Source organism: Tamlana crocina, assembly GCF_012037625.1.
In genome coordinates, this window is the sequence record NZ_JAAVJS010000011.1 from 31,332 (window position 1) to 54,478 (window position 23,147).

The 23,147-nt window shown below is 34.9% G+C and carries 15 protein-coding genes; all 15 read right to left on the reverse strand.

The window, feature by feature from the left end; translation table 11 throughout:
• Nucleotides 1-3: 3 nt before the first annotated feature.
• Nucleotides 4-1,779 carry an efflux RND transporter periplasmic adaptor subunit gene (locus HC176_RS09235; protein ID WP_167917911.1) on the reverse strand — a complete coding sequence of 592 codons (1,776 nt, stop codon included), beginning with the start codon at nucleotides 1,777-1,779 and terminating at the stop codon, nucleotides 4-6.
• Nucleotides 1,766-2,251: a DUF305 domain-containing protein gene (locus tag HC176_RS09240; protein WP_129760632.1), complete on the reverse strand. Its 486-nt coding sequence runs from the start codon at nucleotides 2,249-2,251 to the stop codon at nucleotides 1,766-1,768. Before HC176_RS09240 ends, HC176_RS09235 begins: the two co-directional genes overlap by 14 nt.
• 17 nt (nucleotides 2,252-2,268) lie before the next feature.
• Nucleotides 2,269-4,770: a heavy metal translocating P-type ATPase gene (locus HC176_RS09245; protein WP_134200226.1), complete on the reverse strand. Its 2,502-nt coding sequence runs from the start codon at nucleotides 4,768-4,770 to the stop codon at nucleotides 2,269-2,271.
• A 76-nt stretch (nucleotides 4,771-4,846) separates the two neighbouring features.
• Nucleotides 4,847-5,404, reverse strand: coding sequence for a helix-turn-helix domain-containing protein (locus tag HC176_RS09250; protein ID WP_129760630.1), 558 nt, complete (start codon nucleotides 5,402-5,404; stop codon nucleotides 4,847-4,849).
• A 13-nt stretch (nucleotides 5,405-5,417) separates the two neighbouring features.
• Nucleotides 5,418-5,873 carry a heme-binding domain-containing protein gene (locus HC176_RS09255; protein WP_129760629.1) on the reverse strand — a complete coding sequence of 152 codons (456 nt, stop codon included), beginning with the start codon at nucleotides 5,871-5,873 and terminating at the stop codon, nucleotides 5,418-5,420.
• A complete protein-coding gene (locus tag HC176_RS09260; RefSeq protein ID WP_129760628.1) occupies nucleotides 5,874-6,509 on the reverse strand; it encodes a DUF3347 domain-containing protein in 636 nt (211 codons plus the stop codon).
• Nucleotides 6,510-6,528: 19 nt separating this feature from the next.
• A complete protein-coding gene (locus HC176_RS09265) occupies nucleotides 6,529-6,897 on the reverse strand; it encodes a heavy-metal-associated domain-containing protein (RefSeq protein WP_129760627.1) in 369 nt (122 codons plus the stop codon).
• A 38-nt stretch (nucleotides 6,898-6,935) separates the two neighbouring features.
• Nucleotides 6,936-9,290, reverse strand: a complete 2,355-nt coding sequence (locus HC176_RS09270) for a multicopper oxidase domain-containing protein (RefSeq protein ID WP_129760626.1) — start codon at nucleotides 9,288-9,290, stop codon at nucleotides 6,936-6,938.
• Nucleotides 9,291-9,293: 3 nt separating this feature from the next.
• A complete protein-coding gene (locus tag HC176_RS09275; RefSeq protein ID WP_129760625.1) occupies nucleotides 9,294-10,529 on the reverse strand; it encodes a TolC family protein in 1,236 nt (411 codons plus the stop codon).
• Nucleotides 10,526-14,227 (reverse strand): efflux RND transporter permease subunit, encoded by a 3,702-nt coding sequence (locus HC176_RS09280; protein ID WP_167917912.1) that lies wholly within the window; start codon nucleotides 14,225-14,227, stop codon nucleotides 10,526-10,528. Before HC176_RS09280 ends, HC176_RS09275 begins: the two co-directional genes overlap by 4 nt.
• Before the next feature lie 109 nt (nucleotides 14,228-14,336).
• Entirely contained in the window at nucleotides 14,337-14,753 is a 417-nt protein-coding gene (locus tag HC176_RS09285) for an HYC_CC_PP family protein (protein WP_245234867.1), read from the reverse strand.
• A gap of 276 nt (nucleotides 14,754-15,029) precedes the next feature.
• Nucleotides 15,030-15,551 (reverse strand): DUF3347 domain-containing protein, encoded by a 522-nt coding sequence (locus tag HC176_RS09290; RefSeq protein ID WP_167917913.1) that lies wholly within the window; start codon nucleotides 15,549-15,551, stop codon nucleotides 15,030-15,032.
• On the reverse strand, nucleotides 15,548-17,977 hold the full coding sequence (locus HC176_RS09295; protein ID WP_167917914.1) for a zinc-dependent metalloprotease: 2,430 nt from the start codon (nucleotides 17,975-17,977) through the stop codon (nucleotides 15,548-15,550). Before HC176_RS09295 ends, HC176_RS09290 begins: the two co-directional genes overlap by 4 nt.
• A gap of 2 nt (nucleotides 17,978-17,979) precedes the next feature.
• Entirely contained in the window at nucleotides 17,980-19,404 is a 1,425-nt protein-coding gene (locus HC176_RS09300) for a RagB/SusD family nutrient uptake outer membrane protein (RefSeq protein WP_167917915.1), read from the reverse strand.
• A 6-nt stretch (nucleotides 19,405-19,410) separates the two neighbouring features.
• Nucleotides 19,411-23,049 (reverse strand): SusC/RagA family TonB-linked outer membrane protein, encoded by a 3,639-nt coding sequence (locus HC176_RS09305; RefSeq protein ID WP_245234868.1) that lies wholly within the window; start codon nucleotides 23,047-23,049, stop codon nucleotides 19,411-19,413.
• Between the last annotated feature and the right edge of the window lie 98 nt (nucleotides 23,050-23,147).

The following is a 23,147-nucleotide window of genomic DNA, read 5'->3' on the forward strand; positions in this document are numbered from 1 at the left end:
TATTTATTCTATTGTTTGTTTAACCCCACCACATTTAAGCATTGCGTCACCAAAATATGGATTGATTACTTTTTCTTCTTTGCTTAACCAATAGGCTCCGTTATTGTTATCTGCCATAGGGCAAAATTCTACATATACCTTTTCATTTACACCAAATATTTGAACCGCTTTTATTAAATGAGAAGACAAATATTTAAAGTGATTCCTTTGTGTTTTAATGTCTTGAGAACCGGCTATTGATGTCGTAGAAGCTTTTATGTCGCCAACTAATGACATCCAGTGATTGTGTGCTTCATCCTTAAGCAATTTCATATCTGTCTTACTCAAATTTGATAGTAACGAAGTTGCATTTTGCGAACTGCCTTTTGCGTCTTCTTTTACTAAAGCATCTTTTAAATTGATGTAATCATTGTATATCTCTTTTAATTGCTCTTGAAATTTCTCTGATACTTTTAAGCGTTCATTCATATTAGTATGGTCACTTTCTTTTTTTGATGTATTATTATCCATACCTAAATGACCTTCGTGACCTGTCATTGTTTTACCACCTTGCTTGTTCATCATTGACTTTTTGCCCTGTAGTTGTGCAGCAGCATCCACCGTAAACGTTCCGTTGGTAACAATTTCATTTCCTGTAAATAATCCCTCTAATACCTCATAATTATCACCGATTTTATTACCTAAAGCCACTTCTTTCAATTCAAAAACAGGTTCGTTTGGATTTGCTTTGAGATAGACTACAGAGCGTTCGCCTGTCCAGAGTACTGCTGATGATGGAATTGTCAACACTCCATTTCTATCAGTTTGAGTACTTTTAATTTCTGCGGTCACAAACATTCCTGGTTTAAATATATCATCGGTATTATTAAGAACTACTCGTAAGGTTACAGTACGTGTTTTTGTGTTTAAAACAGGGTTTATAAAATCTACTGTGCCTTTAAACTGTTTATTAGGATAAGCATTTGTTGATACGGAAACTTCTTGCCCTTTTTTGAATTGTTCAATTTGATTTTCATACACATCAAAATTTGCCCAAACCGTATTGAGATTAGCAATTTTCAACAAAGGCTGACCTTGCTTAATATAATCGCCTTGTTCCACTAATTTTTCAGTCACCGTGCCTGAAACGGTAGCATACACAGGGAAATTTTCAATGACTTTTCCAGAGGATTCAATTTGGTTGATTTGAGTTTCAGACAATTTCCAAAGCTTTAATTTATTACGAACCGCTTTGTATAAAGCAGGTTGCGATGCTTTTAAAGAAGCCGCTGTAATCAATTCTTGTTGAGCTGCATATAATTCTGGTGAATAGATTGTTGCCAACAATTGACCTTTACGTACTTCTTCACCTGTAAAACTGATATTCAACCGTTCAATTCTACCAGAAAAATAACTCACTTGTACTGCATTTGCTTCTTCATTTTCAGCTATTTTACCCGATAGTTTGATGATTCCATTTTCTGCTGAACCATTACCTACAATTGTAGTTTGAATGTTTGCTAAAGCCATTGCATTAGCTGTTAATTTAAACTGGTCTGCTGTTAATCCATCTGCACCAGCCTCGGCAGGAATTAAGTCCATTCCACAAATGGGACAATCGCCTGGTTCTGGTTGCATAATTTGTGGATGCATAGAGCAAGTCCACATTTGATTAGTTTGTGCAACTTCATTGTGATTATGGTCTGCTTCTTCTTTTGATGAACCGCCAAATAGCAACCAACCTAATAATAAACCAACTGCTAATATTCCTAAATAGATTAGTATCTTATTTGTTTTCATTTTCTAATCGTTTTATCATTGCTTTCATTTCTTCTATTTCCTTGCGTTGTGCTTCAATAATATCTTCTGCCAGTTTTTTTACTTCTGGGTCTTGAATATCTGCCCTTTCACTTGTTAAAATAGCGATAGAGTGATGAGGAATCATTGCTTTCATCCAAAGGACATCACCAATAATTGGTGCTTGTGCTCTTACTAACCCTAAAGCCCCTATAAACAGAATAAAACTACCTGCAAGAATTGCTATATTTTTCTTTCTATCATTATACATTTTTCGCATAAAAAACCACATTATTACTGCCATTGCTGAAATACCCAAGCAAGTCATATAGAATCTTGTTAAACTAAAATACACGTGGTCTATTGAATAGGTATTTAAATACATTGTAATGTACATTGCTACAAATGAGCAAGCCAACATTATAAAGAAGGTTTTATAGTTTCCTTTGTTTGAGTGTTCTTTTGAATTTTCCATATTATTTAATTTTATGGTTATACTTTAATTGTTCTTAATCGTAATGCATTACCTATAACTGAAACAGAACTAAAACTCATTGCTAAAGCTGCAATCATTGGTGATAATAAAATTCCAAAAAATGGAAATAACACACCTGCCGCTATAGGAACGCCCAATGTGTTATAGATAAGTGCAAAAAATAGGTTTTGTTTAATGTTCTTCATTACTGCACTACTTAAATGACGAGCTTTAACTATACCGTGTAAATCACCTTTTACCAATGTAATCATAGCACTTTCAATAGCGACATCTGTTCCTGTACCCATTGCAATACCTACATCACTTTTTGCCAATGCAGGTGCATCGTTGATACCATCGCCTGCCATAGCAACCACTTTACCATTGTTTTGAAGTTTCTCGACTTCTTTTAATTTATCTTCGGGTAACATACTCGCTTTAAAATCTGCCAGATTCAACTCTGATGCTACCGCTTGGGCTGTATCGTGATTATCTCCTGTAAGCATTATCACATCAACACCATTATTTTGCAGTTCTTTTATAGCTTTTGCACTGGTATATTTGATTTTATCACCTATAACTACATAACCAACCACTTTTTTATCGATAGCTAAATATGAGACTGTTTTCCCTTGTTTTTGATAGGTTTTAGCTTCTTCCTTCATTTTAGAGGTGATTTCAGCATTTGCGTATTCCATCATTTTTGGATTACCTAAAGCCACTTTTTTATTATCAATTTCAGCTTCTACGCCCTTTCCTGTAACTGCACTAAAATTGGCAGATTTTAAAATTTCAGCATTAAGTTCTTTACCATATTTTACTGTTGCTTCTGCTAATGGATGTTCACTGTTGGTATTTAACGAGACGATGTATTGAAGTACCTTTTTGTCGTTATAATTATCACTAAAAGAACCTACGGTTTCAACTGTGGGTTTACCTTCTGTTATAGTTCCTGTTTTATCTACAATAAGGGTATTTACCTTATTCATTTTTTCTAATGCTTCTGCATTTTTAATCAATACACCATTTTGAGCACCTTTACCCACACCAACCATAACTGACATTGGTGTTGCCAAACCTAAAGCACAAGGACAAGCAATAATTAATACTGCGATGGCATTAACAAACGCATATACATAGGCTGGTTCTGGCCCCCAAATACCCCAAACAATAAAAGTGATAACAGAAATAATGACTACCACAGGTACGAAGTAACCCGATACTTTATCTGCAAGATTTTGAATAGGGGCACGACTTCTACTAGCATCGTTTACCATATGTATGATTTGGGAAAGTAATGTGTCGCTACCTACTTTTTCCGCTTTCATCAAAAAGGCTTGGTTGCCATTTATTGTACCGCTACTGACTTTATCTTCTTTAACCTTATTAACTGGGATAGGTTCACCAGTAATCATTGATTCGTCAATACTGGTTTCTCCCTCTGTAATAATACCATCAACAGGGATTTTATCACCTGGTTTTACTTTAAGAATATCGTTAAGTTCTATCTTGTCAATACTCACTTCAACCTCTTCACCATCAACTATTTTTATAGCTTTGTTAGGTGCTAATTTCAGTAATTCTTTTACAGCGGAATTGGTTTTACTATGCGCACGAGCTTCCAATAATTGACCTAACAATACCAAGGTTAAAATAACTGTTGCCGCCTCAAAATACACGTGAACTGCTCCCGATTCGGTTTTAAACTCATTGGGGAACACATCAGGAAATACCATACCTACCACACTAAATAACCACGCTACACCTGCACCTATACCAATAAGTGTAAACATATTGAGGTTCCACGTTTTTATACTTCGATAAGCACGTTCAAAAAACATCCAAGTTGCATAAAATACCACTGGAATGGATAAAACGAATTGTACCCAATTCCAATATTTCTGTTGCATTATATTGTATAAAGGATTGTTATTAAGCATTTCGCTCATTGCTATTAAGAAAATAGGCAAAGTAAAGGCTGTTGCTATCCAAAATTTTTTCAATAGTTTTTTATAGGTCTTTTCTTCAGCAGAAAGGTCTGGTTGCATTGGTACTAAATCCATACCGCAAATAGGGCAAGAACCCGCTTCATCTTTTACGATTTCTGGATGCATTGGACACGTCCATTGCTCTTTTTGCGATGTAGAAATATTTTGTTCTTCAACCAAATCCATACCGCATACAGGACAATCACCTGGTTTGTCGTAGGTTTTATCACCCTCGCAATGCATTGGGCAATAAAATGTGCCTGTTCCTTTGCCTTTTGGGGTTTTCTCCGTTTTAGGTTTTGAATGGTGATGATGTTCACCTTGATTATGGATACTATATCTACCACCATCATCTTTTAAAGCCTTTTGAAAGGATTCTAAAGAAATATGCTGTTCCATTTCTATAATGGCTTCGGCTTTTTCTAAATTAACCGATGCCTTTGAAACACCTTTTACTTTTGAAAGTGTTTCTTCAACGTGACTGCGACAACCGTTACAAGTCATTCCGTGTATATGATATGTATGTTTCATTGTTTTCATATTTTAAAGTTAACCCACAAAACTACCTTTCACTTGCCAGTATGGTTTTCCTAATATTGGATAATATTTATACAATTTGGTCTAATGGTTTTCTGCTATCAATTTGTAGGTTTTTAAAATCAGTCATAGACATTCCCGTTACTTGCTTAAACTGTTTTGCCAAATGGCTACTGTTTTTATAATTGAGACTATATGCTATTTCTGAAAAATTCAGCTCTTGCAACTGGATATATTCCTTAACCTTTTCAATTTTTAGGTTGATAAAGTATTTTTCTAATGTTATACCTTCTGACTTACTGAAGGTTTTACTCAATATGGAATAGCTCTTGCCCATTTCACTTTCAAGTTTAGCGAGTATAACATTTGTATCGTTCTTTTCTATGTGTTCAATAAGATTCACCTTAATCTTTTCAACCAATGCTTTTGTAGGGTCTTTAATCAATTCAAAACCTAGAACATTTAAATTCTTTTCAAATTTTAAATAATCATTATTTGGATTTTCTTTAACTGTTATTTTTCCAAGTTGGATAGCTTCTACTTCAAAACCTTCATCATTTAAAAGTTTAAGAATTGACATTTTACAGCGATTACAAACCATATTTTTTATAAATAATGTATGTGTCATTGCCAAAAAGGTTTTAGTTTAAACTATCTTTTAATTGATTAAAATATTTGATGATTTCTTGTTTTTTAGTATTTGTAAATACGGCATTACTATGAATAAATGTATATGATTTTAAAGGCATTTTGTCATCCTCTATTTGGCTGATTATTGACCTCAACTTACTATTCTTCCGTCGGCTGGAATAAGAATCCCATTCACTAAAATTCAATTCTTCTTTTCCTTTTTTAATATGTCCTTCAAGAAACCAAGCAACAGGTTGCACCTTATTGTACCAAGGATATTGTGTGTTATTACTATGGCAATCGTAACACGAAACCTGCAACGATTTTTCAACCGTTACAGGTACGTTGTTCACGAGCATAAAATCGGTTTGTGGTATGGTTTCACTTTGGTTGTAATCCACAGGAAAAAACTGTATGGCAACCAAAGCAATTAATGCTATCCACGCTATGATTTTTACAATCTTCATTTAGTTGATTTCACGCTGTACTTTACCACATTTTAGCATTTTATCACCGAAATAGGGATTTCTGATTTCTTTGTTCATACTCAACCAAGCACCACCCTTGTTGTTATCGTACATTGGACAATACTGCTGGTAAATGGTCATTGATGTTCCGGTGATTTCTACCATATCAACCATATCCTTGCTCAATACTTTAAAATGTTCTCTTTGGTGCGCTATGTCACTTTCTGAAATATGTTCTGCGTGTTCAGTGGCATCTTCAATAATATCCTTTAGTTCGCTTTGCTTATCATCTGAATATTTAGAAGTATCAAAAGCCTTAAGTGATTTAGCCAATGTGCCTCCTAAATTTTTCGCTTTTGCGTTGTCATCGGCTACCAAAGCATCTTTAAGGTTGAAATAATCATTTAATACGACTTGTGAGGTACCATTTCCATTCATTGCCATTTCCTTTTTATCACCATCGTGATGACCATCGCTATTATCGTGATTCATTTTTGAATGGTCTCCATCTGCATTCATCTCTGAATGATGCTCTGTTGAATCATTCTTGTCTGTTTTGGCATCTTTACAAGACACTGCTGTAAGGGCTACAAATGCTATTGCAACTACTCCGAATACTAATTTTAATTTGCTCATTTTGTTTTGATTTTAACTATTATTTGTTTTTTGTTTCTTTTGGTGCTGATAGTTCCATTTCCCTATCATACTGACAACATCCTGGTAAATTATTATAAGCATTTTCATCTGCTTTTACTTTTTCTGTGTCATAACCTGATTTTGCTATTGCTTTATGTAAAGCCATTACATCTGTTTTTGTATTATCATAAGAAATAGACATTTGTTTGGTTTCTTTATCCCAAGATGCTTCAAAAACACCATCGATATTATTTACAGATTTTTCAATGGTTGATTTACACATTCCACAATTACCTCTAACACCAAAAACAGTTTCTGTTTTTGATTGTGCAAAGCCTACTGTTAGTGTCATAATTAATACGATTGATGTTAAAATTGTTTTTCTCATTTTTTCTTTTTTTAATTATTACTTATTTACATTTTAAATTAGAATCTTGCTAAAAGACCACCACCCCAACCATATCGGTTGTTATAGTTTCCTTGAATTGAAAAGTTTCTTGACAGGATGTAAGAAAGGCCAACCAACCATTGTGTTTCACTCTCATAAGAGCTATTCCCTATATCATTTACCCATCCAAAGTCTGCTCTATATTCATACTCACCTTCCAGAAAAATTCTTGGGAAAAGCAATAGCTCTCTATCCAAACGTACTCTTGGGCGTAGCTGATTATCCATACTCACATCTACATTAAACCTATAAGGTGTAAAGTATTTTACACCAATAAGACCAACTGTATTGAACTCATCGAAGGAATTTGGTATTTCTGTTTCTGTATTAACACCTACGTAGAGACGTACCCAATCATTTAGGTATCTATCATAGTTTACTTCGGCTTCAAGATTTCTGTCATAATCGAACTCTGCTCGTAAACCAAATCCATTTCGGATATTAGTTGACATCAAAAAGAGTTCGTTAAAGTTTGAGCCTGCACGCAACAATCCCCAGGAATAGTAATGGTCTGTTTCATCAACGAGTTTTTGAGCGGGAAAATCCTTCATCCTTACATCCCTTGGGGTATCATAACTAAATACTCTTGCCATACCACCCATCATATGATATAGGACGTGACAATGAAAAATCCAATCACCATATTCTTCGTTGTAGAACTCTATAACCACTTTTTGCATTGGCGGCACGTTAACCGTATGCTTTAATGGTGAACGTTCTCCATTTTCGTTAATCACTCTAAAATAATGACCGTGAAGATGCATTGGGTGATGCATCATTGTTAAGTTATTTAATGTTATTCTGGTAACCTCTCCTCCTTTAATTTTAATCTTATCTGTTTCAGATAATGGCACGCCATTTATACTCCACACATAGCGTTGCATATTACCTGTTAGGTTGAGTAAAAGGTCATTTACAGGTAAATCTTCCTTATAAGTGGTATTTTCTTTTGCCTTTAAAAAATCATAGTTGAAATAGGTTTTACGTGTATTGTAATCAAAAGACCTAGAGTCTTTCTCCATCATAGACATATTATGGCTCATTGGCATAGAATCCTTTTTCATATCCATCTTTTTGTCCATTTCCATTTGCATATGATTATCATTCATATTCATTTGGTTATCCATCTTACCATCTTTCATCGACATCTTATTATTCATATCCATATTCATCTTACCATCTTTCATATCCATTTGCATTCCATACCTTTTCATTAAAGCTTCAGGTGTATTTTTCTTTTGATTACCTGCCATTGCTGGCGCTCCCATTTTCATATCCATTTTGGCCATTTGCTTCATCATAGCGACCTTGTCTGGTCTCTCCATTCTTTTTGCTGGATATAGCGTTCCCTGACCCAATCGTAAGGAAGTGCTTCCAGAGCCATCCTGTGTTGTGGCGGTAACTTCTAAAGTACCATCGGGAATGGTTACGATAACATCGTAGGTTTCGGCAATACCAAATAGAAATCGGCTTTTAGATACGGGTTCCACATCGATACCATCTCCTGCAACAATCATAGGGTTTCCACCACCAAAGTCCATCCAATAATAGGTAGAGGCAGATGCATTGATAAAGCGAAGCCGTACTTTTTCGCCTGGTTTGAATTCTGGATATTCTGCTAACGACTTTCCATTGGTTAGAAAGGCGGGATAGTAGATATCGCTAATATCAGCCCCTTCCATACGGTCTCTCCAAAATTTCAGTTGAGCACCAAAAGCACCTTCTGAAATGACTCTACTCAATGGTACTGCTGTACCTTTTTTAACTTGATACCACTCGTTACCTCTTTTAAGGTTTCGTAGCACGTTCAATGGTTTCTCGTTTGTCCAATCAGAGAGTAGCACCACCAAATCTTTATCATATTCCAAAGTTTTTTCTTTTGGATGAATGATAATAGACCCATAAACACCTTTCTGTTCTTGTAACATTGTATGGGAATGGTACCAATACGTACCTGACTGGTTGATAGGGATTCTGTATTGAAAAGTCTCTCCTGGTTCGATTGGGGGTGTATTTAAATAAGGTACGCCATCATAGAAATTTGGAAGTATCAACCCGTGCCAATGCACAGAGGTTTCCACATCCATTTTGTTGGTAACATTAATAATAGCAAGGTCGCCTTCATTAAATTCCAAAACTGGTCCGGGAATACTACCGTTGATAGTCATACCTTTGGCGGTTACACCAGCTAGTGTCATTTCATTTTCCTCAATAGTGAGATTATATTCTTTTATTTTCCTTCCTTCTTCATTTCTATCATCTCCATTTGTCCCTACTTGGGCAAATGCAATTGACGTTAGGAATAATAGAAGTATTGTGTTTAATGTTTTCATTGTTTACTGAATTAAATAATTAATTATGACACTTTGAACATAGTAGGTTTTAATGGATTCTATTTGGTTCATTTGAAACTTTAACTGCAATTCTTGAATATCAAGGACATCGTTAAAATCAATCGTGCCAGTTTCGTAGCTTTTGATGAGAATTTGCTCTGCATCTTTAGCTTGTTTTAGGTTTTTTGTTGCTGTATTATTGCTTATTCTTGCTGAAATTCGGTCGTTAATAGCTTTATCTAATACCGTTTTTAAATTGTTTAAACGCTCTTGTTTTTGATAATTGATTTCTTGCTGTTCCAGTTCGTTTTGTTTGGAAATAGATTTGTACTTTTTATTGAATATTGGAATTGACACCGATACCATTGGCATTACAATATCTTTCCCGTTATCCGAGAAATTCATATCTGGTCTTTCGGAAACATTTATATAATCTAATCCAAAACCAATCATTGGACTGCTTTCTTTTTGATTTAGTAATTCTGACTTTTCTACAGACTGGTAGAGTTTATCAAACTTTACTAATTCAGGATGTATTGATAAATTTTCAGTATTGATTTCAAAATCTTCTATCGGAATTGTTAAGCTATCTACCACAGTAACTACAACATCATTTTTCCTATTCAAAAGGTTATTAAAATTAGTTTGTTCTGCTAAAAACTGTTGTTGCAACACATCTTTTAATTGCTGTAAATCGTTTTGTCGCATTTGCAAACGCAATACATCTACTGCTGACGCTTTACCTACCTCAACAGAAGTCAATGCCATTGTTTCGTAGGTTTCCAACAATTTAATATTATCACTCAATATTTGCTTTTTTGCTTGGTTTGCATACAGTTTGTAATAGGATTGCGATACTGAAGCCATTAGTTTACGTTTGGTAATAACGATGTCTTCGTATTTCGCATCTGCCAATGCGGTTACATAATCTTCACGAGAGGTAATTGTACCAAACCAAGGTAACATTTGTTTTGCTGATACTTTAAACCTTTGAGCGCCTGTGCGTGTTTCGGGTTCGCTAACAAAGTAACCGACGCCAAATTCGGTGTTTGGAATGGTGTTGACTTCATTCACTTTTTCTGAAACTCGTTTGTATTGCAACTCAAATTTTTGAATTTCGGGATTGTTTTCTAACGCTTCATCAATTAATGTTTCTAATTGTTGAGCGTTTACAAAAAGACTCAAGAAACAAGAGCCAAGAGCCAAGACGATTTTTATGTGTATTGATTTATATTTCATTTTGATGCTCTTTTAAGTTGAACTTCGGCTTTCAAGCTATATAAAACTGGCACAACAAATAAGGTGATTAAAGCTATTAACATTCCACCGAAACTCGGTATTGCCATAGGAATCATAATATCACTACCTCGTCCTGTTGATGTGAGTACAGGCAAGAGTGCTAAAATGGTTGTTGCTGTAGTCATTAAACACGGTCTAATACGTTTTTCACCTGCTTCCACAATAGAGGCTCTAATTTCCTTTTTTGTTTCTGGTGAATTTCTGTCGAATGTCTGTGTTAAGTAGGTTGCCATAACCACACCATCGTCGGTGGCAATTCCAAAAAGCGCAATAAAGCCTACCCAAACAGCTACACTTAAATTAATGGTATGCATTTGGAATAAATCACGCAGGTTTTCACCAAAGACACTGAAGTTTAAAAACCACGATTGTCCGTACAACCATATCATTAAAAAACCACCTGCAAACGCTACTGCAATCCCTGTAAAAACCATTAAGGATGTACCGACAGAACGGAATTGGAAGTACAGAATTAAAAAGATGATAGCCAATGCTAAAGGCACAACTATCGATAAGGTTTTTTCGGCACGTAATTGGTTTTCATAAGTTCCTGTAAATTGATAGTTAATGCCTTTTGGTACAATTAATTCACCTGCATCAATCTTGCTTTGAATCATCGCCTGTGCATTTTCAACTACATTTACTTCTGCATAACCATCCATTTTATCGAATAACACATAGCCTACCAAAAAGGTATCTTCACTTTTTATGACTTGTGGTCCTTGTTCGTAACGAATGGTTGCCAATTCGTTTAAAGGTACAGGACTGCCTTTTTCAACAGGTACATAAATTTGTTGTAAGTCGGTTGGATTTGCTCGTAATTCTCTTGGATAACGTACACGAACGCCATAACGCTCACGACCCTCAACGGTTTGGGTTAATGACATACCACCAACAGCTACTTTTAATACGTTTTGCACCTCTTCAATACTTACACCATAACGTGCAATTTTTTCTCTGTCAATATCAATAAGTAAATACGGTTTACCTACAATACGGTCTGCAAAAACGGCTTCATCCTTTACACCTTCAGCTTCTTTTAAAATGGTTTCTAACTGCATTCCAAAGGCTTCAATTTCTTTTAAATCTTGTCCTTTTATTTTGATTCCCATTGGTGCACGCATACCTGTTTGTAGCATTACCAATCGAGTTTCAATAGGTTGTAATTTTGGTGCTGATGTGACACCTGGTAATTTGGTGACTTTTACAATTTCGTTCCAAATATCGTCTGGTGATTGTATTTCTGGTCGCCAGTTTCTGTAAAACTCGCCATCATCGTCTGGGATTAGTTGTTCTTTTGCATTTAGAGATTGCCACGCTTCACGGTGTTCCGCTCGCAATGACATACCATTTTTTAATATGTATTCACCGTCTTCATTGACTTTGAAACGCTGACGTTCTCCTTTATCATTCAGCATATATTCTGGTTTGTATTGAATGATGTTTTCATACATTGATAATGGTGCAGGATCTAAAGCCGATTCAGTTCTTCCTGCTTTACCAACAACAGTTTTTATCTCTGGAATACTTGCTACTGCCATATCCAATTGTTGCAAAACGCGCTTATTTTCTTCTACACCCGAATGTGGCATTGAGGTAGGCATTAACAGAAAAGAACCCTCATTTAATGATGGCATAAACTCTTTACCTGTATTTTTCATTATGAAAAATCCTGCAATGACAATTGCTGTAGGTATGGAAAGAAATAATAATTTATGGTCTAAACACCATCTTAAAATACGTGTGTAGTATTTAATGAATAATCCAAATACACCTAACAAACCAAAACAAATAATAGCTACAAAAATGAGGTTTAAGAAGATGCTTTTATTTACGCCTAACGGTCGCCAATATTCTGCTAATAAGAATACAATTGCTGAAGCCGAAATGATGATGTTGGCAAAGTTTGCCTGTTTATCTGAAATCTTGTTTTGAAGATTCAATAAAGCTGTCACACCAAAAGCGATGAGTATGACACCTAACCAATATCCATAAATTATTGCTGCTATTCCTAATACTATTAAAACACCGTTTAAAGCATATTTAAAATGTTTTTGAATGCTCTTTTTTCGGAATAAAAAGGCCGCAAACGGTGGTATTAGAAATAAGGCTACAATTATGGACGCTGTTAAAGCAAAGGTTTTAGTAAATGCTAATGGTCTAAATAGTTTTCCTTCTGCACCAATCATTGTAAATACAGGAATAAAACTGATAATGGTTGTCATTACTGCGGTTACGATTGCACCAGATACTTCTGCTGTTGCGTTGTAAACGACTGTGTTTATTGGTAATTTGTTTTCGTTTTCGTCTAAATGCCTTACGATGTTTTCTGAAAGTATGACACCAACATCTACCATTGTACCAATAGCAATAGCAATGCCTGATAGTGCTACAATATTGGCATCGACACCAAAGAGCTTCATTGCTATAAATACCATTAACACCGCAACAGGTAATAGCCCTGAAATCAATACGGAAGCACGAAGATTAAATACCATTATGATAATGACCAAAATGGTAATGAGTATTTCTAAAGTTAAGGCTTCATTGAGTGTACCCAATGTTTCTTGAATCAATTCTGTACGGTCGTAAAATGGTACTATAGTTACTTGTGATGTTCTACCATCTGCCAACGTTTTTGTAGGTAGTCCTGCGCTTAATTCGTTTATTTTGGCTTTTACATTATTAATCACTTCCATTGGGTTAGCGCCATAACGTGCTACTACAACACCACCAACCACTTCTGCACCTTCTTTGTCTAAAATTCCACGTCTTGTTGCAGGACCTAAAGACACTTTTGCCACATCTTTAATTTTGATAGCTGTGTAATCTTCTGAAGTTACAACTGCATTTTCGATGTCTGCTATGGATTTCACATAACCCAAACCACGTACCAGATATTCGGCTTGATTGATTTCTAAAGTCTGTGCTCCAATATCTCGGTTACTTTCTTTAACTGCTTTTACAATATGGTGCAAGCCAATATTATATTGACGCATTAACTCTGGGTTTACATCAACTTGATATTCTTGCACGTAACCACCAATAGATGCAACTTCAGATACACCACTTGCAGATGACAATGCATATTTTACATAGTAATCTTGAATACTACGTAATTCGTGCAAATCCCAACCACCCGTTACATTTCCATTTTCATCACGACCTTCGAGTGTGTACCAAAATATTTGACCTAATCCTGTAGCATCTGGTCCCAAAGCAGGATTAACACCATCAGGTAATAAACCACTTGGTAAGGAATTTAGTTTTTCGAGAATGCGACTTCGACTCCAGTAAAACTCTATATCTTCTTCAAAAATGATGTAGATACTGGAAAAGCCAAACATAGACGAGCTACGAATGGTTTTTACTCCAGGAATACCCAATAATGATGTGGTTAATGGATAGGTAATTTGGTCTTCTATATCTTGTGGTGAGCGACCATCCCATTTGGTAAAAACGATTTGTTGGTTTTCGCCTATATCTGGTATGGCATCTACAGCAACTGGATTACTTGGTAAGAAACCAGTATCCCTATTGAAAGGTGCATTAACCGTTCCCCATCCTACAAAAAGGACGAGTAGCAGAACTGCAACGAGTTTATTTTCTATTAAAAATTTGATGCTTTTATTGAGCATTGGCTTTGATTATTAAACAGTTAGACATTGGTGTAAGAAAAACACCGAATACAGCAAATTATCCTTACGACATTGCAGTCATAGGATAAAAAAGTCTATTGTTTAAAAATCAAATTAAGTATGTTTCGTCAATCTTGTATAAATGCCTGACGACCAAAGGTGGTTTATACTCTATAAAAGAGTTTATATCTAAATTATACTTTTCAAAAAGGTTTATGTAAGTATATACGAAAGTTGCAATGAATACTTGTTGCTTAAAAGAAATTTTATCAACGGTTAATTGTAACTCATCTTGACCTTCAATTGATAATTGCTTATCGTCACAACAATTTTTTTTGGTAATAGAACAGCCTTCATCAGCAGATGGTTTTTCCATTTCCATGCCACAGTCTTTGGCTTTTTTAAAAAGAGCCATTTTTACTAAAGTATCCCCACAATAATGCATATCGATAGTAAACGACGTTGTAGTAATTAATACTAATACCGCCATTAACAAAGCCATTATTTTATAAGATAATTTTTCCATTAGCAATACAAATTTACGAAATTTAATTAATTGTAGAGGTTATGGGCATATTTTAAAGAAACGTTCTACAAATAACCTCTATCGTAATATCTTTCTTAGTTTTAGAATATAAAAATAGCAGTAAAGGATTTGCGCATCTTGCTAAAACTAATCATAAACGTGTCTTAAAAGTATGCTTATAAGCTAACTCAAAAAAAGACCGACGACCACAATGACGCCGGTCAAAAAGACTAATTCAGTATTAATAAATTACTAGACACTCATTACACTAAACTATTACATACTTGCTTTAACTTCTCCGCAAGACAACATATTTTTAGGGTAGTATGGATTTTTAATTTCTTTACTATCGCTTACCCAGGTAACACCTGTCATTGGACATACTTGCTGATGTAATTCAACATTATCTGCTTTCAGCTTATCTGCAATTTTCCAAAACTTTACAGAAAGACTTTCAAAAAACACACGTTGATGATTTATGTTTGAGGTTTCGGTTAACTGAGACGCTACTTCTATAAGTTCTGTTCGTATTTTTGTAGCCTCGCTCATTTGATCTAAAGTTAACTTTTTGAATTTAAAGAGGTTTAGGGAATTTTTAAACTCTATAGAATGAGATATCGCTCCTTCACTATCAGATTGTAATAGGTGTTCCTTTATTTTCAAATAATTATCTGTGATTTTCCGTTTAAGCACTTCTCTTTTTTCAACCAAATCCTCGGAAACTTCTTGGCTAGATGATAATTGAGCTTGTGAATAACTGCATATACCTAAAGTCAAGACTATTAATAATTTTTTCATGTTGTTTTATTGATTTTTTTATTGATTTTTTCAATCTCTATTAAAATAAACTCTAAATGAGATTTATTGATCCCCTTCTCTCCTTTTATTAATCTATTAACTGTTTTTTTTAGCTCTAAAAGGTGTTGCTTTGCATATAAAACAACATCACTTCGCTGAGCTGTGGTTAATAATTTTTCTGATGACGTTACGAGCAGCTTTTCTATTTTTTCAACATAGCTGCGCTGAAGGCTTCGTCTATAAAAATCAAATTTTTCATCACCTTTAAATTTTATCCAAACTGTTTTCTTTAAATCATTTAAAAATTCTGGAACCGTATAGGCATCCTCGTATTGAATCGATTTCTGACTTAAATTATAAAGCATACCCGAGCTCAATAACATTAATAAAACCTGATTTTGTTCCTCTGAGATTTCTTCACTTGTTTTTAAAGAAATTAATTGATCTATTTGCTTTGGGTACATCCATAAAGGTGCCTCAAACAATTGTCTTCCCACATAATCAATGGCTCTTTTAACCTTTTCTTTTGGTACTTGCCGATATACTGCTCCACTTTGCTCTACTGTTTTCTTTACTTCATAATCGTTTCCAATGTATTTTAAAACGTGATATAAATATCTTTGGTACTGCCTTACAACTACTTTATGCATATCAGATAGATTATTATATGCATCGTTTGGTTCATAAGTCCAACTTATTAAATTATCAACAACGCGCTTTAAGTTTTTAATTCCATAGTCACTTGCTAATACAACATCGTCGCCAAGGTCTTCTCTTTGGCTTTGCGGATTTCTATCTTTTCCTTCACCTCCAAACCATAATTTAGGATTGGTAGTTAAAGCTTCCGTGGTCATTTTTAACAACATGTCTTCTTCTTGGTACTCATCTTGAGCATTTGGAAAAAATCTATACCCCCAGTTAACAGCCCACTTATCGTAAATTCCTATTCTAGGATATATTCCTTTTGGGCTAATATTATCTTCTGGTTGAGCCACGTAATTAAAACGTGCATAATCCATTATTGAAACAGTATGCCCATTAGCTTCAACCCATTCCTTGTCTCTAAGCTTTTCCACTGGTGTTGCTATACTAGCCCCCATGTTATGGCGCAAACCTATAGTATGACCTATTTCATGCGAAGACACAAATCTAATTAGTTGCCCCATAACCTCATCATCTAAATGCATTTTTCTTGCTCTTGGATCGATAGGTCCAGCCTGAACCATATACCACTGCTGAACCAGTTTCATTACGTTATGATACCAGCCTACATGACTTTCAATAATTTCTCCACTTCGGGGGTCGCTTATTCTTGGTCCGTAAGCATTAGGGATTTCAGAGGCGTAATATCTAACTACCGAATAGCGCGCATCTTCTAGACTCATTGTAGGGTCGTCTTCTGGCCATTCTTTTCCTATAATGGCATTTTTAAACCCAGCAGCTTCAAAAGCTACCTGCCAATCATTGATTCCCGCTATTAAATAGGGTCTCCATTTTTTTGGTGTCGCAGGATCTATATAATAAACTATTTGTTTTTTTGGCTCTACTAGCTTGCCTTTAAGATACTTTTCTATATCCTCTTCCTTTGGCTCTAAGCGGTAACGCTGAACAATATGTTTTGATTCAACTCGCTGTTGTTCGTCGGAAAACAGCACATATTTATTAGCAAAATATCCAACGCGCTCATCAAAAAACCGTTTGCGCATTGGAACTTTTGGCAACAAAACGATGGATGTGTTCAATCTAAGCGTAATACTTCCTACAGAAGACAACGATTTTTTAAAAGTTTTAATGGTTTTAACCTCAACGTTAATAGCATAAACATTTATCTCTTCAATAAAAGATCTATCGTTTGCCTGTGATGATAATTTATGATCTGTCTTCTCTTTATCTGATAAAGAAAATACAGGGTTATCCTTTTTAAAAGCATCAGTTACCTCGATAACAATGTTACCTGTTACCGGATTGATTGACTTTATGGGAAAGGATTCTATAATGGGGTTCTCATTACTCCCAGCCAACGCTTTAGCTAACATAGCATCTTCAGAGCGTACATCTTGTTTGTATTCTAAAGATCTTAAAAACACGTTATTGTTATTCCCCTTCTGGAAATAAATAGTTTGTTCATTGGCCTTCTCTCCTCCAAAACGGCCCATGCCTTCTGGAGTTGACAGATATCTTGTTACCACTAACATATACCGATTAAATAAACTATCTGGTATTTGAAAGTATAGTTTATCGTCAACTTTACTAACAGAAAACAAACCCTTCTTGGTCAAAGAATCGTTACTTATTAGTTTACTATAAGCTTCGATACCTTTTTGTTGCGTGCTATCTGTCTGTTTGTCTAGGTCTGTTTGTGCAGTTAAACACTGTTGCCCTGAAATAACCAGGATTAGCATTGCATATACTAATTTGTTAATCATAATTAAAATGGTACTTTTTCGTTTGTATTTAAGGTAAGACTAGGATTCTTCTTAAGCGCAGACAAAGGGAATGGAATAATATATAATTTAGAATCTGGTTTTAAAACGTAGGTTTCCTGCGGAACGGTTTGATTCACAATAGGAAATACACGGGTTATGGTTTTGGCATACTCGGGTTCGTTATTAAATCGCTTAAGATCGAAAAAACGATGGAACCCAAAAAGCAACTCTTTTCTACGTTCGCTTATAATAAGTTCCATGGTCTCCTTTCTTGTTGAGGGCACTTGCAAATCTGTTGTTTCTGAAAGTATTCGTTTGGCTCTCAAAGTGTTTAAGATTTCAACAGCCTCATTCAACTTATTCTCTCTAGCGTAACATTCTGCTAGCATTAAATATACTTCGGTAGTTTTCATGCCTACCGTGGGGTTGAAGTATTTTTTGTAACGCACGTTCCAATATGCGGTATTGGATCCTGGATCTAAAAATGAAGTTGATGTTGAATTAAAAAACAAATTAAAACGTGCATCGTCATCTCCAAAAAGGTTAACCAATTCTGGACTAATGATAGAAATGAATGCAAAATTCATCTCGGTATATCCTGACATGTACATGTAACTTAATACTTCTACGTTATCTTCTGCAGGTACGGATACCGCATTTGGGCCTCCCTGTTCATTATAAGCTACTAAATCAAAAATTTGATTGTTATAGCTAAGAGACTTTTCTGCTGCCTGTTTTGCATCAGCCACCTCTCTTTTGAACAAATGTACCTTAGCTTTTAAGGCATAAGCAAAAGCTAAAGACGGATGGTATACATCTAGCGGAACTTCTTCTATGTATGGTAGAGCTGCTTCAATATCCCTTTGTATAAAATCATAAACCTCTGCTACAGTTGATTTTTTAGGTTGTGCTTCCAAATCAAATTTATCCATAATGCAAATTCCCCCATCTGTTGCAGCCGTATTTGGGTCATAGGCTTTGGCATAGGTGTTTACCAATAGAAAATGGTCGAAGGCTCGGTAAATTTTAGCTTCAGCTTTTGCTAATTGCTTGGTATATTCATCACCTTCACTATCATCAACCAGAGAAATAATTGTATTCCATCTATTGATATATGAGTATGCTTGATTGTAAAAAGTTGAACTTTCAAGTAAAGCAACTCTATCTGTAGTTTCATCAAAAGTAAAATTGATGATATCAATATTTGGTGTTTGCCCTATTACATTAGACTCTTTCATCCATTGATCATCTGATAGATATTGAAAGTTATTTACTGGATATGCTCTATTAGGCAGAGACACCATTTTATGGAAATCTGAAGCGGCATTGATAACCAGCGCTCCTTTTGGCGTAATATCAGTATAATCTTCGCAAGAAGATATTACTATTAACAGTATCGGAAAAATAAATTTGAATATATGTTTCATCGTTTTTTAAATGTTAAGGTTAAGTCCGACTAAAAAGGTTTTAGGTAATGAAGTACCTCGCGTACCAGAATTGGGCGAATATACCTCTGGGTCAATCCCATTTCCTGCGGCACTCCAATACCAAAGATTATTCACTTGAAATGTCATTTTCGCTGATGACAACTTAATCTTTTTTGTAACGTATTCTGGAAGGTTGTACGCTAATGAAATGTTTCTTAGTTTTACGTAATCGCCATCGACTACATTTACATCAGAATTTATCCATTGGGTACTAATAGTACTAGCATTATTTCTTACGCTTTCATCAAAGTCTACAAATAAGCGTGTATTGTTGTTTCTTTGAGAATCAGTATAGCGATCCGTAATTCTCATATCGGTTAGGTTATCGGAATTTAGAGACAACACATCCTTCCTCATGACGTTTCCACCTGAGAAAACAAGCAAGAAGTTTAATTCAAATTGCTTATATGAAAATCTTTGAGAAAAGGAACCCGTATATTTTGGGAGTAAACTACCCATGTTTACGAGAGCATCAGGACTTGTTATAGTTCTTACGCTATTAGACAAAGGATTTCCATCATCATCAAAAGTTATTGACGGTTCTCCATTTTCATCTAGTACATAAGGGTATCCATTAGTAATGCCTCCATGCTTATAAGCATATAAACTGTTATAAGTTTCTCCTTCGATGAAGTAATCTAATGGAGAACTAACATACACAAATGCATCTGATGGTTCTCGAGTAACTTTATCTACAGTAGTTTTATTAAAACTAAATATTAGGTTGGATCCCATTTGAAAATCTCCTCTGTTGTACCAATCAGAACCAATACTTAACTCTACACCTTTATTAAGCAGTGCACCTGCATTAATTCTCCTTGTTAGAGCTCCAACTGTAGGATCTAAATCGGTGGTTGTTAGTAAGTCTGTACTATACTTGCGGTAAACATCTATGCTTCCTCGCAATTTACTTTGTAGAACACTAAAATCCAGCCCTAAATTTGTAGTTTCAGTTTTCTCCCATCTTAACTTTGGGTTTGGCTGAGTAGTAATGTCAATATATTCTAATGACCGATATAGCCTGTCATTCCTCCATCTTGCAATAACGTATGGAGTTGTTGACTGATCAACGTTCCCAGTATAACCATGGGTCGCTCTTAATTTTAATGAGTTAACCCAATTTGTTCCTTCCATAAAATTCTCGTTAGTTATATTCCAACCTAGACCAACGGACCACAATGGACGATTTTTATTTTTTGAATCAACACCAAAAAGATCAGCTCTATCAACACGGTAACTTCCAGTTAAATTGTACCTTGATAACAAGGTATAATTAACCGCACTGTAAAGGGAAAAATATCGATGTAATATTTCTTGTTGAACGCTTGACGGAGCAGATAAAGTCTTATTACGCCCATATATGTAACTTGGAACACCTGTTTCACTAAGATCTTGCGTGTTTAACGTGGTAAAATTCAATGTTACAGGATTATATCCATAATTTAAACTTTCAACACTTCTTGGAACAAAAGTTTCACGCATTTCAAAACCAGCTATTGCGCTAAGAAAATGCTCGCCTTCACCAAATTCCTTTCTATAATCTAATTGATTTCTAAAGGAATGGTTTCTCGCTTGTCTTGTAGATTGTCTATAACGGCCACCTTCAGAAAAACCGTCCAAATAACTGTATGTATCGCTATCAGAATCATACCCTGTTAAAGTATTTATAGCATAGCGCATTTTATAGGAATCTTGCTCATAATATTGATCGGTATCTGTTCTCACAGCTTCATGTTGAAATTGGGAGCTAAGGCTAAGTCCTCTCCATAATTTCAATCTTAGTTTAGCAAAGGCTCTCAAGTTTAAAGATTTCCTTTGCGTTACGCCCTCTTGAAGTGCTTGTAAAACATTAAATGTTACTGGATTAAAACCATTTAAACCAGTTATTTGAGAGGCAACAATTGGGTTTATTTCACCGCTCGAAGTAAAACCATCACTAATACCTACAAATGGAGATAGAACAAGATTGCCTTTTTCATCTGTAATTCGTTCATATCGCTTTTGAATATTGAAATCTCCAAAACTTGAATCTGTAATATCAGCATTTCTAAGAGTTCCGTTAACCCCAACAGTTACATCTAAATTATTGTTTATTTTATAATTGCTTTTTGCATAAAGGTTAAATGATTCATCCTTATTATACTTTATACGATTGTCATTATGGTCATAATTAAACGAAACAAAAGTATTTTGTCTACTAGTTCCTCCTGAAAAAGAAATGTTATAACGTTTCCTGAATTCATCTTGCCAAACGTTATCTCTATAATCTTTTATGTAATCGTTATTTCTCCATTGGGAGATAGTATTATCATAAGCAGATTGAGATATATTACCTTCTTCTAAATCTCTATTTAACTGATACAAAGGACTGTAATATAATATTCTACTGCTACCTATTTCACCATAATTATCGAACATAGTGGCTATATCGCCAAACCTATTCCGCTCTCTATTGTAAACTGCTTGCTCAAAATCGATTATATCAGTTGTAGGTGCATAATTTAAATCTTTAAGATTAGGTTTTGTTGAGATAAAGTAATCTGCATTAATGCTAACTTTTAAATTCCCATGCCCCTTTTTGGTTGTTAATACAATGACACCGTTGGCTGCTCTTGAGCCATAAATAGATGCCGCTGCAGCATCTTTAAGAACATTTACGCTTTCTATGTCATAAGGATTAACTTGATCTAGCGTTAGCTCTGTGGGCAAACCATCAATCACAATTAGCGGACTATACCCAACCTCCACTGAAGAAAAGGTTCCGATACCACGCAGAATAGGCCTATCGGCAGATGCTCCAAATGGGTTTTTTTGATATAACAATCCTGCAACGCGGCCTTCAATGGCTGTTAACAAATCTGAATTAACATTTTGATTTAGAGTTTTTTGATCTACTTTAGATACAGCACCAGTTAAATGCTTTCTGCTTATTGTTTTATAACCTGTTACTACAACTTCATCCATCTCTGTTATTTTCTCCTCAACAATAAGTGTTAGTTGAGCTTCTCCTTTTATTGGAAAAGATTTTTTGGCTACGGTCAAACCTGAACATTCAATTATGCCATTGGAAGGCACATTTTCCATTGAAAAATTTCCATCAAAATCGCTTATAGTAAACTCATTGGTCTCTAATACATGGACAGTAACCCCCGGGAAGGGTTCATTATTTTTGTTTAAAATTTTACCTGTTACATTAATTAATTGAGCAGATAAGTTTTCAGTTTCAGATGAAGTAACAACAATTGTTTCATTGGCAAGTGTATATTTTAAATTTTGGTTTTTAAAAACTCCATCTAAAGCTTTTTTTAGGTTGACATTTTTAAGGCTAATGGTAACCGCTTTTGAGTCTTTAAGCAATTTTTGAGCATAAAAAACTTCATAATCAGCTTGTCTTGCTATTTCTTTTAAAGCTTTTTCTAGAGAAACCTCGTTAAAATTGACTGTTACATTTTGGGCATGACCTAAAACGCCCAAAAGCAGCATAAAATAAAATACACAACCTCTTAAGTTTCGAGATTCAATTACCCTTGAATTATTTTTCTCAGGATTTAATTTTGGCGTTTTACATTCTGAATTAAATTTCATACATTTACTTGTGTTTTTAGTTAGACATTTGTGAAAATATATACTAGCTACACATCTTTAACAACCAGAGGCAACGCAACTGCTTCTGGTTTTTTTGT

Bases quoted from the DNA above. Each gene is read 5' to 3' on its own strand.
- HC176_RS09235 (WP_167917911.1), bottom strand. From the start codon at position 1,779: ATGAAAACAAATAAGATACTAATCTATTTAGGAATATTAGCAGTTGGT.
- HC176_RS09240 (WP_129760632.1), bottom strand. From the start codon at position 2,251: ATGGAAAATTCAAAAGAACACTCAAACAAAGGAAACTATAAAACCTTC.
- HC176_RS09245 (WP_134200226.1), bottom strand. From the start codon at position 4,770: ATGAAACATACATATCATATACACGGAATGACTTGTAACGGTTGTCGC.
- HC176_RS09250 (WP_129760630.1), bottom strand. From the start codon at position 5,404: ATGACACATACATTATTTATAAAAAATATGGTTTGTAATCGCTGTAAA.
- HC176_RS09255 (WP_129760629.1), bottom strand. From the start codon at position 5,873: ATGAAGATTGTAAAAATCATAGCGTGGATAGCATTAATTGCTTTGGTT.
- HC176_RS09260 (WP_129760628.1), bottom strand. From the start codon at position 6,509: ATGAGCAAATTAAAATTAGTATTCGGAGTAGTTGCAATAGCATTTGTA.
- HC176_RS09265 (WP_129760627.1), bottom strand. From the start codon at position 6,897: ATGAGAAAAACAATTTTAACATCAATCGTATTAATTATGACACTAACA.
- HC176_RS09270 (WP_129760626.1), bottom strand. From the start codon at position 9,290: ATGAAAACATTAAACACAATACTTCTATTATTCCTAACGTCAATTGCA.
- HC176_RS09275 (WP_129760625.1), bottom strand. From the start codon at position 10,529: ATGAAATATAAATCAATACACATAAAAATCGTCTTGGCTCTTGGCTCT.
- HC176_RS09280 (WP_167917912.1), bottom strand. From the start codon at position 14,227: ATGCTCAATAAAAGCATCAAATTTTTAATAGAAAATAAACTCGTTGCA.
- HC176_RS09285 (WP_245234867.1), bottom strand. From the start codon at position 14,753: ATGGAAAAATTATCTTATAAAATAATGGCTTTGTTAATGGCGGTATTA.
- HC176_RS09290 (WP_167917913.1), bottom strand. From the start codon at position 15,551: ATGAAAAAATTATTAATAGTCTTGACTTTAGGTATATGCAGTTATTCA.
- HC176_RS09295 (WP_167917914.1), bottom strand. From the start codon at position 17,977: ATGATTAACAAATTAGTATATGCAATGCTAATCCTGGTTATTTCAGGG.
- HC176_RS09300 (WP_167917915.1), bottom strand. From the start codon at position 19,404: ATGAAACATATATTCAAATTTATTTTTCCGATACTGTTAATAGTAATA.
- HC176_RS09305 (WP_245234868.1), bottom strand. From the start codon at position 23,049: ATGAAATTTAATTCAGAATGTAAAACGCCAAAATTAAATCCTGAGAAA.